The following is a 13,532-nucleotide window of genomic DNA, read 5'->3' as shown; positions in this document are numbered from 1 at the left end:
CCTCATCTTTTTTATTTCCAATATTTTTTCTGAAATTCTGATCGTCCACCCGCTTCTTGAATTTGGTAACGAAGGGGATTTTTCTTATAAAATTCTTGGTGTTCTTCTTCAGCTGGATAAAATGGTTGAGCATCTTCAATTTTAGTAACAATAGGGTCATCAAACATTTCAGATTTGGCTAATTGTTCCCTAGATTTTTCAGCAATTTCACGCTGTTCAGCACTATTCACAAAAATTACTGGTCGGTAATTATCGCCACGGTCCTGGAACTGCCCCATTGCATCAGTTGGATCAGTTTGTTGCCAGTAGATTTGGACTAATTGGCGATACGAAATAATTTCCGGATCATACGTGATTTTAACGGCTTCTGTATGTCCTGTAGTATGACTAGTAACTTGTTCATAGGTCGGGTTGGCGACATGCCCTCCTGTATAACCTGAAACAACGTTGATAATACCAGGTTGAGTTTCAAAAGGTTCTACCATGCACCAAAAACACCCACCGGCAAAAATAGCAGTTTCTTCCATAAGTAAATCACGCTCCTAATTAAATAGTTTCTTTAAATAACCTAGATTATGCGCTTCTAAATCGTCATATGCAATGAATTTCAGGGCAGCCGAATTGATACAATAACGATTTCCACCTTGATCGAGAGGCCCATCATCAAATACGTGTCCTAAGTGAGAGTTAGCATCCTTGCTGCGGACTTCCACTCGTTCCATGCCATAAGAAGAATCTCGATGATTAACCACTAATTTAGGGTCAATAGGTTTGGTAAAAGAAGGCCAACCACAGTGAGCGTCATATTTATCGGTGGAACTAAAAAGTGGCTCACCACTGACGACATCAACGTAAATCCCCTTTTGGTAAAAATTATCGTATTTACCGGTGAAAGGATGTTCAGTAGCAGCATTTTGTGTAACCTCATATTCTTCAGGAGACAGTTTCTTTTTTAGCTCTGCTTTGGACCAGTTATTTGAATTCATTTAAATTCCCCCTTACCTATAACATCGATTATAAAACATTCATGTCTTTTAGGGGATTAAGATGCTTACAAAATAAAAGCTCAAGTTAAAACTTATTAATTAATCGGGCAATATTCTCAGCAACTTGGGCAATATCATGCGGAGCATCGATCAATGCTTGCTCTAAAGTTTTAACACCTGACACACTTGAAAACACCGCATCGATTGCTTTATCTGAATACAATTCATCGATACCTTCACCAATATTACCAGTGATTACAATTACTGGAGCGCTTGCAGCAACAGATTTAGTTGCCAATGCCACTCCATAAGGCGTTTTACCAAACTTCGTTTGATAATCAACACCACCTTCACCGGTAAAAACAAAATCAGCTCCTTGAGCTTGTTCCTTAAGTCCGCTATATTCTGTAACAATATCAATTCCCTTTTTGATAGATGCGTTGGTAAAAGCTAGTAAGCCCGTACCTAGCCCCCCAGCTGCACCTGCTCCAGGATAATTAGCTAAGTCTTGATTTAAATCGCGTTTAATAATTTCAGCATAATGCGTGAGACTTTCATCTAAAATTCGGATCATTGCCGGCGTCGCGCCTTTTTGGGGTCCAAAAACTACGGATGCTCCCTTTGGGCCAACTAAAGGATTCGTCACGTCTGAAGCGATTAAAAGTTGGACTTTAGCTAAACGCGGATCAATGTCAGTCATGTCAATTTGAGCTAAATGCTTTAGTGCTTCACCTCCACGACCAATTTCATGATGCTTATTATCCAATAAATGGACCCCGATGGCTTGAGCCATTCCAGCCCCTCCATCATTAGTGGCACTTCCTCCGATTCCAATAATCAGCTTTGAAATATGATAATCTAAAGCCTTTAAAATTAATTCTCCGGTTCCATAGGTTGTAGTTATTAAAGGATTTTGTGTATTTTGATTAATAAATTGAATACCACTTGCTTGGGACATCTCAATTACCGCGGTTTTATGATCACCTAAGATACCAAATGTAGCTTCTACTGGATCTCCTAATGGACCAGTCACTTTTTCGGTAATTAATTTTCCATTAGTAGCATCAACCAGTGCTTGCACGGTTCCTTCTCCCCCATCTGCCATAGGGACTAACGTGTAATCAGCCTTCGGATAAACCCGAGCAATACCATTTTGGATTGCGATGGCTGCTTGTTTGGCAGTTAATCCACCCTTAAATGAATCTGGTGCAATAACAAATTTCATATTATATATTTACTCCTAGGTTATGAATTTTAGTATATCTAATCCTATTTCAGTGGAAATAAAAAACAGATGACCTTAAGCCATCTGTTTTAGTATTCGTCTTATGCAAATGCATCCATTAAAGGAGGTACAACTTGTTTTTTACGTGATACAACGCCAGGAAGGTCTGCTGTGTTGTGATCTGATAATTCAGTGTTAAATGCTTTTTCAACGATATCCTTTGGTTCACCAACTACTAGTAAGCGTGAATCACTTGAAAGAATGTTAGTTGCAAGTAATAAGAACATGTCGTAGCCGTTCTTTTGGTTTTCTTCTTCCATTGTCTTAACTAGTGCAGCTTCACGGCTAAATACGTCATCAAGGTCAACTGTATTCACTTGACCAATACGGATTGTCTTTCCACCCATATCAAAGCTCTTAGCGTCACCGTCAACCAATTCTAATTCAGACTTGCTAGAAAGGTCCGTTCCGGCCTTAAGCATTTCTAAACCGTAAGTTTCTACGTCGATATTAGCAATTTTAGCTAGTTCTTCAAGGGCTTTACGGTCATCATCAGTTGTAGTTGGTGACTTAAGGAGTAGCGTATCAGAAACAATGGCTGAAAGCATCAATCCAGCTAATTTAGCAGGAATTTCAACATTATTTTCATGGAATAATTTAGTTAAAATTGTACTTGTACAACCTACTGGTTCAGCACGGTAGAACAAAGGTTGTGAAGTTTCAAAGTTAGCAATCCGATGATGATCAACGACTGCAGTAACTGTTACTTGATCAAGATCGGAAACACTTTGTTGGCTTTCATTATGGTCAACAAGCATAACTGAATCTACTTCGTTGGCAGCTGTTTCGATTACTCGTGGAGTTGCTTCATCAAAGTGTGCTAAAACAAAAGCTGTTTCAGGGTTAGGATTGCCTAAAGCAACGGCTTCTGCATCTGCTACTCCCAATTGATTTTGTAAATATGCAAAGGCCTTCGCAGCAACGATTGCGTCTGTATCTGGATTAGAATGTCCGAAAACAAGTTGTTTATTCATTATAAAAAGTCTCCTTTAATCATCTTTTTTTGTAGTTAGGTTACGTACCTTATCAATATACTTCTCGCCGTCCATATATTCAAAGAAGGCACTCAAAAAGGCGTTCATCCGTGGAATTTTGTCTTTGTCTTTTCTGTAAACAAACCCAATTTCATAGCTAATCTTAGGGTCAAACTTAGTTATATAAGCATCAGTTGCTTCGTCTTGATGGGCTACCACAAAAGATTCCGGTAATGCCGTAGCGATCCCCGTGCTATTCGAAAAACTCAAAATTTGAGCGGGGGTTGTAAAGTAAGCAACACTCTTAGGTTTAGTTACCATCGCATCCTTAAATACTTCTGTAATAAGGTCATCCAAATAATAACCTTCTGGATAAGATACCCAATCAAAAGCTGCTGCACGTTTTAAACTTACGCCCCGTGCTTTTGATAAACGTTCATCATGATGAACAAAAACTAAACGTTCTGTTCCAATCTTACGTGCTCGGTAAGGCTTCCAACTACGGATATTAGCATCCGGAAGATATGTAATTGCAAAGTCTAATCGGTTACTTTCTAAACCTTCCCAAATTTCAAAACGCGTGAGCATATGAACAGTTACATTAATTTCAGGAACATTATTGTAATAGTTAGCGATAAAATCTTCAAAAATACGAGTTTCAAGCGAAGCTAAAATCCCAACCGAAATATCACCACGTCCGCTACTTGTTGCTTGTTGAATCTCATCAGTCGCATGGTTCAAAATACGATTGATTTCATGAGTAGCATTCAACATTGTGTATCCAGCGTCAGTTAAACGAAGTTTTTTGCCGAGGGTGTAGAATAATGGCGCACCTACGGCATGTTCAAGTTTTTTAATCTGCTGTGTTAAGGCGGGCTGTGTAATTCCTAAAAGTTGGGCGCTTTGTGTGTAGCTCATCGTATCCGTGAGTCTTAAAAAATATGACAAAGTTTTAGATGAAAAAATCTTTTCTGTTTTTGTCTGCATACTAGAGCACTCCTTTCAGTTAGCCTAAACGAACTAACAATCTCCAATAATAAGTCTAATATTAGTATTCATAAAGGGCAAGTAATAATCTGCTTAATTTATTTATTATTTAAAATTTCAGAATCTAATTCCTTTAAATTCATCGATACTGGTACACCTTCTGAATCTACATCGACCAAAAAGCTTCCATTGGAGTAACGTTCATTTAGTGGATGCTCTAGTGGAATAATATCATGAATTAATCCTCGTGAAGTTCGGACTTCAAAAGCTTCACCTGGTTCGACCACTTCAATATCTGCAACTCGATGTGGTTCTTTTTTAAGTTCTCTTAGAATTTGAACACCGCGGCGAGCACGGCTAGTCACACTAATTTCACTAACCTTCATCTTCTTAAACGAACCTCGATTAGTAATTAAACCAATCTGATCATGATCGTTTACCAGTACAAAATTAGCGATTTCATCTTCACGAAGATCCATTGATTTAACACCGGCTGCGCGAGGACCAACTTCTGGAACTTCAATTAAATCATACCGTAATCCATAACCATTACGAGTGGCCAAAAGAATGGTTTCTTTAGTCGATTGACTAGTTAGCTTAGCCACATTGACCACTTTAGCATCAGCTGCTTTTAATTTAATATAAACGGCGGCTTTTTTACGATACGTGCGTCCTGGTTTGAAATCTTTGAGACTCGTACGCTTAATGTAACCATCACTTGTGGCGATCAAGAATGACACTGGTTCATCAAAGTTCTTAACGTCAAAGGCCTTTAGAATGATTTCATCGTCTGCTAAACCGATTGCTTGAGAAATATGCTCCCCAGTATCCTTCCAGCGAGTTTCCATGATTTCATGTACCGGACGATAAATCAGATTTCCTTTATTAGTTAACATGATTAGATGATCCAAAGTATTTAGTTCCTTTTTGAAGACAGTAAAATCGCCCTCCTTGAGACCATCCTCTTCTGCGGAAGCCTTGTAGGAACGTAAACTACTACGTTTCAAATAACCCGATTGACTAACTAAAACCATAACTTGTTCTTCTGGTACTGTAATGGTTCGGTCAACCACTAACTCTTCAATATGTTCCTGAATTTCAGACAAACGTGGTGTGGCATATCGTTTTTTAACTTGACGTAATTCCGCCGACAAGACTTTTGATAATTCATTAGGATTATTAAGAATGTTATTGAACTCATCGATTGAATCATTAAGTGCCTTAGCTTCGCTTTTAAGCTCCGTTACATCGGTATTGGTTAAGCGGTAAAGTTGTAAGGACACGATGGCTTCTGCTTGTCGTTCAGAAAAGTCAAAACTAGTAATCAAGTTTTGCTTAGCATCCTTCTTGTCTTTACTACCTCGAATGGTTTTAATAACTTGATCCAAAATCGAAAGAGCTTTGATTAAACCAGCAACAATGTGTAAACGGTCTTCAGCCTTCTTCAAGTTGAATTTTGTTCGTTTGGTAATGACTTCTTTTTGGAAATCAACATATGCTTGAATAATTTCTTTAAGACCCATGCGTTCAGGTCTTAGTTTATTAATCGCTACCATGTTGAAGTTATAAGAAACCTGTAAATCAGTGTTCTTAAACAAGTAATTTAGAATTCCACGAGCGTCGACATCTTTCTTTAATTCAATGGCAATTGAGAGTCCATCACGGTCAGATTCATCGCGAATTTCAGCAATTCCATCGACTTTTTTCATAACGCGGATTTCATCGATTTTTTTAACTAACAAAGCTTTATTAACTTCGTAGGGAATTTCAGAAACAATGATTTGTTTTTTATTACCACGAATTTCTTCAACGGAAGTCTTAGACCGCACTACTACTCGTCCTTTTCCGGTACGGTAAGCTTGCTTCAATCCATTAATTCCTTGGATAATCCCTCCAGTTGGAAAATCAGGACCCTTCACAAATTCCATTAATTTTTCTAAAGAAGGATTAGGGTGTTTGATTGTATAAAGGACTGCGTCAATAACTTCACCCAGATTATGTGGTGGAATTTCAGTAGCGTAACCTGCTGAAATTCCGGTTGCTCCGTTAACTAGGAGGTTAGGAAAACGTGCTGGTAAAACGGTTGGTTCATACTCTGTATCATCGAAATTTAAAACCATATCAACAGTCTCTTTATCAATGTCATTTAGCATCTCTTCAGCAGCTTCACTTAAACGCGCTTCCGTATAACGCATTGCAGCAGGAGGATCATTATCAATTGATCCATTATTCCCATGCATTTCAATTAATGGAACTCGTAGTTTCCAGTCCTGACTCATCCGAACTAAAGCTTCGTAAATTGAACTATCACCGTGGGGGTGAAAATTACCCATTACATTACCGACTGATTTTGCCGATTTTCTAAAAGCTTTATCATGCGTGTTACCGTCTTTATTCATTGCAAAGAGGATTCGACGCTGAACGGGTTTTAACCCATCTCGGACGTCAGGCAGAGCCCGTTCTTGAATGATATATTTTGAATATCGTCCAAAACGATCGCCCATAATATCTTCAAGAGCCAGTTCTTGAATTTTAGATTGATTATCAGCCATTCATATTCCCCTTCTAATTGTTTTCTATATCAAGTTTAATTTCTTCAAAAGTTTCATTTGAAGTATTGGTTGGATCTCCAGCTTCATGCTCATGTTTCACAGCTTCGTTGTCTAGGATACTACCATCTTCTTCAAGCGTGAAAGCCACGTTGCTTTCAATCCATTTCCGGCGAGGTTCAACTTTATCGCCCATCAGGGTGGTTACTCGACGTTCAGCTAAAGTGTCATCATCAATACGAACTCGAACTAAGGTTCTAGTTTCAGGATTCATCGTAGTTTCCCAAAGTTGGTCTGCATTCATTTCACCAAGTCCCTTAAAACGTTGGAGGGAGAATCCTCGACCCATCTGTTTGCTGACACTTTCGAGTTCTTCATCTGTCCAAGCATATGCAATTTTAACCTTCTTATTGAGTCCTTTTTGTAACTTATAAAGCGGTGGCAAAGCGATGTAAATTTTTCCGGCATCAATCATTGGCCGCATATATTTATAGAAGAAAGTTAAAAGCAACGTTTGAATATGAGCTCCATCAGTATCGGCATCGGTCATAATGATTACTTTATCGTAATTGCTGTCTTGAACATTGAATTCCGTTCCAACTCCAGCTCCAATAGTATAAATAATGGTATTAATTTCTTCATTTTTAACGATATCTTGTAGTTTAGCCTTTTCCGTATTCAAAACCTTTCCCCGTAATGGCAAGATGGCTTGAAATTTACGGTTTCGTCCCTGTTTAGCACTACCACCAGCAGAATCCCCTTCGACTAAGAATAATTCATTTTTCTTAGAGTTTTTAGATTGTGCTGGAGTTAATTTACCAGATAAAATACGTTCTTGTTTCTTTTTCCGTTTTCCGGTCCGCGACTCATCGCGAGCTTTTCGCGCCGCTACTCGAGCTTCACGGGCATTGATCGCTTTACGAACTAACTGTTGGGCAAATTCACCATTTTCCATCAAGAAAAAGCCAAGTTGCTCACTAACAATGGCATCCACAATCGGACGAGCTTCAGGAGTACCTAATTTTTCTTTGGTTTGGCCTTCGAATTCCAATAATTCTTCTGGGATGCGAACTGAAATAACTGCAGACAAACCTTCTCGCACATCCGAGCCTTCTAAATTTTTATCTTTTTCTTTTAACAGTCCCATTTTACGGGCAAATTCATTGAAGGCTTTGGTCCAACCGGAACGCATCCCGACCTCATGGGTCCCTCCATCACGAGTACGTACATTATTCACAAAGGAGAGGATCGTTTCAGAATAGCCATCATTGTACTGACCAGCTACTTCTACTTCGATTCCCTTTTTTGTACCATCGAAATACATGATATTACCAAGGGTATCTTTATCTTCATTAAGATAGTCAACGAATTGCTTAATTCCCTCATCGTAAAGGTATTCTTCGTGTTGTTCGTGTCCTTCACGCCGATCCGTTAAAGTAATTTTAACCCCACGGAGTAAGAACGCCGATTCGCGTAATCGTACTGCTAACGTATTGAAGTTAAACACAGTTGTTGTGAAGATTTCTTTGTCAGGTTTGAATGTGACAGTTGTACCGTTTTTGTTAGTTGTTTTACCAACTTTTTTTAGGGTTCCAACTGGGTGCCCCCCGTTAACGAAAGTTTCTTCATATTTAACTTTGTCTCGCACAATCTCAACGGTTAATTTTTCAGATAGAGCATTAACAACACTAGCACCCACACCATGAAGTCCGCCGGATGTCTTATAACCACCCTGTCCAAATTTTCCACCTGCATGTAAAACGGTAAAAATAACTTCAGGTGTAGGTTTGCCAGATTTATGCATCCCTACCGGCATTCCGCGCCCGTGATCGACCACAGTAATGCTGTTATCTGCTTGGATTGTTACGTTAATTTCTTTTCCATATCCACCGAGAGCTTCATCTACGGCGTTATCGACGATTTCGTAAACTAAATGATGTAGTCCACGGCCATCGGTCGAACCAATATACATACCAGGACGCTTCCGAACTGCTTCAAGTCCTTCTAAGACCTGGATGGATGAATCATCATACGATGTTTTACTTGTTTTTGCCATTCATGTTACTCCTTTAAGGTCAGTACTATTATCATAACTTATTTTTAAACTGATGAAAACATTTCGATAAATGTTATAATACTGCATTGTTACTGTAATTTATTACAATTAAGTCAAATGTATAAAATATGCAGGATTTTTTATAGAAAAGAGGAAAGAACATGATAGAAATTATTATCATGCTACTTGTAGCTTATCTCCTAGGCTCCATCCCTTCTGGAGTACTGGTTGCCAAACATTTTAATAAAGATTTACACCAAGAAGGAAGTGGTAACACTGGGACCACTAATACCTTCCGCGTTCTAGGCGTAAAGGCTGGCGTTTTGGTGTTGTGCATGGATCTTTTAAAAGGAACGCTCGCCACTCTGCAACCGATTGTCTTCCACGTACAGGGAATTAATCCTTTAATTATTGGTTTAGGAGCTATCTTAGGTCATACTTTTTCCGTTTTCGATCATTTTCGTGGCGGAAAAGCGGTAGCTACAAGTGCTGGAATGTTGCTAGCCTATAATCCTAGTTATTTTTTAATTGCCTGCTGTCTTTTTATTTTCTTCATTTACGTATCCAGCATGGTTAGTTTTTCGAGCATCGTGTCCTCTCCACTACTGGTTATTATCTCTCTTTTTTACCACGATTGGATTTTAACCATCGTAGCGGTAGCATTGACGACCTTTATCATATATCGTCATCGCACAAATATCCAACGTATTCTGGCTGGAAATGAAAATTTAGTTCCATTTGGACTCTATTATCGAAAGAAAAATAAGTAGCTGCGGTTTGAATTACATACAAAACCCCTAAAAGATTAGGTTTCGCCTTACTAACTCGCGAACCTGACCCTTTAGGGGTTTTCTTTTTAGAAGAATGACATTGAAAATTCTTGATTAAATGTTTCTTGTGCAGCTAAACGATTTACACCAAGCTTATCTTTTAATTCACCATTGAAATTGACAGTATCAGCAATTCCCCACCACGGTTCTAAACAAACAAAATTAGCAGTGGCTGGATATGGTGACCAAATACCAAGGTATGGAGCGTTAGCAACCGTAAACGCAATACCGTGATTATTCACTTCATTTTCGGTCATTAAGGTGATTTGTTCTCCCTTAAGGTCCAAGATGATGGCGTCATCTTTAAAGAGCGCATGCGTTAAATCAAGCGGAGTTGTAGCATCAAACTTGATAGGGTTTTTAGGATCCGTGTAAGGTGCCTTAAGTGGAATTTGATTATACACTTGTTTAGGCGCGATTCGAATATGAGTATCTTCCATCTGAATTTGGTTATCTCCAAGATTTAGATTAAATCCAGGGTGCCCGCCAATCGAAAATAATAAATCTTTTTTAGAATCAGGATTAACTACTTCGTAATGCTCGATCAATTCATGATCCTTTAATGTGAAGTGCAAACGTAGTTTAAACTCAAATGGAAATTTTTGAAGAGTTTCTGTATCGCTATTTAATTCCATAATTACGTGTTGATCATCTTGTTCAACTGCTTCAAAATCCATATCCCGCGCAAATCCATGTTGACCCATAGGATAAGTTTGATCCTCCACTTGGAATTGGTCATCCTTTAGACGTCCAACAAAGGGAAATAACACTGGGGCATGTCGGCCCCATACTGCAGGGTCGGCTTGCCAAATGTATTCAATCCCATCATTAGCCTTAACACTGGATAACTCGGCCCCTTTTTCGTTAATTTGGACTGTTAAATAGTCATTTTTTAAAGTAACCGTCATCGGTCAAAATCCTCCTACTATAAGATAAACTCGCTCAGATCTTTATTTTGTGCAATGCTACCGATTTTGTCATCAACATATTTTTCAGTAATCGTTACTTCGCCCATTTCCATTGAAGGACCTTCAAAAAGGATGTCTTCTAGAAGATGTTCCAAAATGGTATGCAAACGACGAGCACCAATATTTTCGGTTTCATGGTTTACTTGTTCAGCGATAGCTGCAATGCGTTCAATGGCTTCGATCGTGAACGTAATCTTCACATTATCAGTTCCAATCAATGCAATATACTGTTTAACTAGCGCATTCTTAGGTTCAGTAAGAATCTTAACAAAGTCTTCTTTAGTTAAGTCGTTTAGTTCAACGCGGATCGGAAAACGTCCTTGTAGTTCTGCGATTAAATCACTAGGTTTACTTTCATGGAAAGCACCTGAACCAATGAATAGAATATGACTGGTGTCTACTAAACCATACTTCGTACTTACTTGGGAGCCTTCAACGATTGGTAGAATATCTCGTTGAACTCCTTGACGAGAAACATCACTAGATGAATTTTGACCAGAACCGGTAATTTTATCAATTTCATCGATAAAGATAATTCCAGTATTTTCGGCTCGTTGAATAGCAGCGTGATACAAGTCTCCATGATTAACCAACTTGTCAGATTCTTCGCGGATTAAAATTTCACGAGCTTCTCGAACAGCTACCGTTCTTGTAATCTTTTTCTTAGGCATTAAGCCATTCAAAGATTCACCTAAGTCGATCCCCATTTGGTTCATCATATTGCCACTGTTATTTTGCTTAGGATCGTCCATTTCAATGGTAACCATATCATTCTCTAGGAGACCCTTAGCTAACTTACTAGCAACATTCATCCGTTTTTCTTTGATATCATCCGGCACTTTTTGAGAACTTTGGTTTAAGTTATCCGGTGTACGTCCTTGCTGTAATTGATTAAGCATGTTCATCATGTTTTGAATATCAGCAGCATTGTTTTTATTTTGAGTATCCGTTGAAACAGGAACGAGGAGTTCTACAATGCGACGGTCCGCATTCTTAGAAGCTTCTGCTCGTACATCTTTAAAAGAGTTTTCTTCTTCGATGTGCACCGCATTTTCGACTAGATCACGTACCATTGATTCAACATCTCGGCCCACGTAACCTACTTCAGTAAACTTAGTGGCTTCTACTTTTACAAAAGGAGCATTAACGATTTTAGCTAAACGCCGTGCAATTTCAGTTTTTCCGACCCCGGTAGGTCCAATCATTAATAAATTTTTAGGTGTAATATCTTCTTGCATATCACCAGAAAGTTGTAAGCGACGGTAACGATTCCGTAATGCCACTGCTACTGCGCGCTTAGCACTTTTTTGACCAATTACAAATTGATCTAATTCTTGAACGATTTCTTGTGGTGTTAAATTATATTGCATGATTTAGTCTTCCTCCTTGAAATCCAATGCAATAACGTTGTGGTTCGTAAAGATATCAATATCACCCGCAACGTTAATCGCAGTTTTAGCCATTTCTTTCGCACTAACTTGCGTAGCATGCTTCTTGAGGGCTTTAGCTGCGGCCAGCGCAAAGTTACCGCCTGAACCAATCGCTAAGATTCCGTCATCAGGAGCGATAACTTCTCCACTTCCAGAAACAAGATACATCTCTTTTTCGTCCATAACAATTAACATAGCTTCTAATTTTTGAAGTTGTTGATCACCACGCCAAATTTTGGCTAGTTCAACAGAAGCTCTTTGTAAATTCCCACTATATTCAGAAAGCTTCTTTTCAAATTTTTCTTCAAGGTTAAAAGCGTCAGCAACACTTCCGGCAAAACCAACAATGACCTTTCCATCATAAATTCGACGAACCTTGCGGGCAGTCCCTTTCATAATAAATTTTTCACCCATTGTTACTTGGCCATCTCCGGCCATGGCATTTTCACCATTATGACTAATCGCAATAATGGTTGTCGCATCAAATTTTACTGGCATTTGTATTCTCCTTTTTAATTAAGCATCAGTCGAGCGTGGAAAATATTTTCGGTAGCTCTCTTGTAGTTTTTCTTTAGTAACATGCGTGTAGATTTGAGTAGTCGATAAACTGGAATGACCCAGAAGTTCTTGAACAGTCCGCAAATCTGCACCGTTGTTTAATAACGCCGTTGCAAAGCTGTGGCGTAGCATATGGGGATGAATTTTCCCATTTAAGCTGCTGGCGGTAATGACTTGGTTCAAAATGTATTCAATCCCGGTTGTGGTAATTGGCTTAGCATAATGGTTAATAAAAACAAAATTATGGGTTTGTTTATATTTACTCAAAAAAGGCTCCCATTCATTTTTTCGGTAATTTTGGAGCGCTTCTTTGGCATACCGCCCGAAGGGAACATAACGTTCTTTATTTCCCTTTCCTAGAACTAGGATAGTTTGCATTGAAAAGTCAATATCTGACCATTGTAACGCTGCACATTCACTTACTCGCATCCCCGTACCATAAAGCACTTCTAAAATCGCAATATTGCGTAGCTTTTGCGCACCTTCCGCTTGGTAAACCGCTTCAAAGAGCATGTTCATTTCCTTTTCATAAAAGAAATGTGGCAGCTTGTCAGATTGTTTCTTCAGTTGGACTAATTCAAACGGATTCTTATCCACTAAATCATTCTTAACTAAAAAACGATAAAAAGAGCGCAAAGCAGATACTTTTCGCGAAATCGAAGTTCGAGCTAAATGTCGATCGAATAAATAACTCATATAAACATTCACATCGAAACGATCCACTAAAAGTAGGTCCGTTTTATCACCCGTATCAGTTAAAAATTTTTGGAATGCGTCAATATCTTCTAAGTACGCAGTAACCGTTTTCTCTGAATATTGACGTTCAACCGTAAGATACTGTTTGAACAGTGAAATTAATTCCATAAAAAACCTCCAACACTTGTCACTGTAGCAAATGTTAGAGGTAAA

General features: G+C 38.7%; 12 protein-coding genes. 1 reads left to right on the top strand and 11 read right to left on the bottom strand.

Features of this window, described 5'->3' with window-relative positions; translation table 11 throughout:
* Positions 1–11 precede the first annotated feature (11 nt).
* The 7 genes from msrA to parE all read right to left on the bottom strand — a co-directional run bounded on the left by msrA (position 12) and on the right by parE (position 8,837).
* Positions 12–527, bottom strand: a complete 516-nt coding sequence (gene msrA, locus HFC68_RS01050; RefSeq protein WP_002833074.1) for a peptide-methionine (S)-S-oxide reductase MsrA — start codon at positions 525–527, stop codon at positions 12–14.
* A 15-nt stretch (positions 528–542) separates the two neighbouring features.
* Entirely contained in the window at positions 543–986 is a 444-nt protein-coding gene (gene msrB, locus HFC68_RS01045) for a peptide-methionine (R)-S-oxide reductase MsrB (RefSeq protein ID WP_011673367.1), read from the bottom strand.
* Between the two features lie 85 nt (positions 987–1,071).
* On the bottom strand, positions 1,072–2,211 hold the full coding sequence (locus tag HFC68_RS01040) for a glycerate kinase (RefSeq protein WP_011673368.1): 1,140 nt from the start codon (positions 2,209–2,211) through the stop codon (positions 1,072–1,074).
* Positions 2,212–2,312: 101 nt separating this feature from the next.
* Entirely contained in the window at positions 2,313–3,245 is a 933-nt protein-coding gene (locus tag HFC68_RS01035; RefSeq protein ID WP_011673369.1) for a manganese-dependent inorganic pyrophosphatase, read from the bottom strand.
* Positions 3,246–3,260: 15 nt separating this feature from the next.
* A complete protein-coding gene (locus HFC68_RS01030) occupies positions 3,261–4,232 on the bottom strand; it encodes a LysR family transcriptional regulator (protein ID WP_011673370.1) in 972 nt (323 codons plus the stop codon).
* Between the two features lie 98 nt (positions 4,233–4,330).
* Positions 4,331–6,784, bottom strand: a complete 2,454-nt coding sequence (gene parC, locus HFC68_RS01025; RefSeq protein ID WP_011673371.1) for a DNA topoisomerase IV subunit A — start codon at positions 6,782–6,784, stop codon at positions 4,331–4,333.
* A gap of 13 nt (positions 6,785–6,797) precedes the next feature.
* Entirely contained in the window at positions 6,798–8,837 is a 2,040-nt protein-coding gene (parE, locus tag HFC68_RS01020; RefSeq protein WP_002833083.1) for a DNA topoisomerase IV subunit B, read from the bottom strand.
* A gap of 161 nt (positions 8,838–8,998) precedes the next feature.
* On the opposite strand from parE, the gene plsY reads away from it, so the two are divergent.
* Positions 8,999–9,607, top strand: a complete 609-nt coding sequence (gene plsY, locus HFC68_RS01015) for a glycerol-3-phosphate 1-O-acyltransferase PlsY (protein ID WP_011673372.1) — start codon at positions 8,999–9,001, stop codon at positions 9,605–9,607.
* A gap of 86 nt (positions 9,608–9,693) precedes the next feature.
* On the opposite strand, the gene HFC68_RS01010 is transcribed toward plsY, so the two are convergent.
* The 4 genes from HFC68_RS01010 to xerC are packed head-to-tail and all read right to left on the bottom strand — an operon-like array spanning position 9,694 to position 13,487.
* Complete coding sequence (locus HFC68_RS01010; protein WP_011673373.1) at positions 9,694–10,575, bottom strand: aldose 1-epimerase family protein; 882 nt, start codon at positions 10,573–10,575, stop codon at positions 9,694–9,696.
* Positions 10,576–10,592: 17 nt separating this feature from the next.
* Complete coding sequence (gene hslU / locus HFC68_RS01005; protein WP_011673374.1) at positions 10,593–12,005, bottom strand: ATP-dependent protease ATPase subunit HslU; 1,413 nt, start codon at positions 12,003–12,005, stop codon at positions 10,593–10,595.
* Positions 12,006–12,008: 3 nt separating this feature from the next.
* Entirely contained in the window at positions 12,009–12,563 is a 555-nt protein-coding gene (gene hslV, locus HFC68_RS01000; protein WP_002833088.1) for an ATP-dependent protease subunit HslV, read from the bottom strand.
* Positions 12,564–12,581: 18 nt separating this feature from the next.
* Positions 12,582–13,487, bottom strand: a complete 906-nt coding sequence (xerC, locus tag HFC68_RS00995) for a tyrosine recombinase XerC (RefSeq protein WP_002833090.1) — start codon at positions 13,485–13,487, stop codon at positions 12,582–12,584.
* Between the last annotated feature and the right edge of the window lie 45 nt (positions 13,488–13,532).

The sequence above is a fragment of the Pediococcus sp. EKM201D genome (assembly GCF_011800215.1).
GTDB classification, from domain to species: domain Bacteria; phylum Bacillota; class Bacilli; order Lactobacillales; family Lactobacillaceae; genus Pediococcus; species Pediococcus pentosaceus.
The sequence above is the reverse complement of the archived record's forward strand: the minus strand, read 5'-3'. Positions and strand labels throughout refer to the sequence as shown.

Bases quoted from the DNA above. Each gene is read 5' to 3' on its own strand.
- hslU (WP_011673374.1), bottom strand. From the start codon at position 12,005: ATGCAATATAATTTAACACCACAAGAAATCGTTCAAGAATTAGATCAA.
- hslV (WP_002833088.1), bottom strand. From the start codon at position 12,563: ATGCCAGTAAAATTTGATGCGACAACCATTATTGCGATTAGTCATAAT.
- msrB (WP_011673367.1), bottom strand. From the start codon at position 986: ATGAATTCAAATAACTGGTCCAAAGCAGAGCTAAAAAAGAAACTGTCT.
- parE (WP_002833083.1), bottom strand. From the start codon at position 8,837: ATGGCAAAAACAAGTAAAACATCGTATGATGATTCATCCATCCAGGTC.
- HFC68_RS01010 (WP_011673373.1), bottom strand. From the start codon at position 10,575: ATGACGGTTACTTTAAAAAATGACTATTTAACAGTCCAAATTAACGAA.
- xerC (WP_002833090.1), bottom strand. From the start codon at position 13,487: ATGGAATTAATTTCACTGTTCAAACAGTATCTTACGGTTGAACGTCAA.
- parC (WP_011673371.1), bottom strand. From the start codon at position 6,784: ATGGCTGATAATCAATCTAAAATTCAAGAACTGGCTCTTGAAGATATT.
- plsY (WP_011673372.1), top strand. From the start codon at position 8,999: ATGATAGAAATTATTATCATGCTACTTGTAGCTTATCTCCTAGGCTCC.
- msrA (WP_002833074.1), bottom strand. From the start codon at position 527: ATGGAAGAAACTGCTATTTTTGCCGGTGGGTGTTTTTGGTGCATGGTA.
- HFC68_RS01030 (WP_011673370.1), bottom strand. From the start codon at position 4,232: ATGCAGACAAAAACAGAAAAGATTTTTTCATCTAAAACTTTGTCATAT.
- HFC68_RS01040 (WP_011673368.1), bottom strand. From the start codon at position 2,211: ATGAAATTTGTTATTGCACCAGATTCATTTAAGGGTGGATTAACTGCC.
- HFC68_RS01035 (WP_011673369.1), bottom strand. From the start codon at position 3,245: ATGAATAAACAACTTGTTTTCGGACATTCTAATCCAGATACAGACGCA.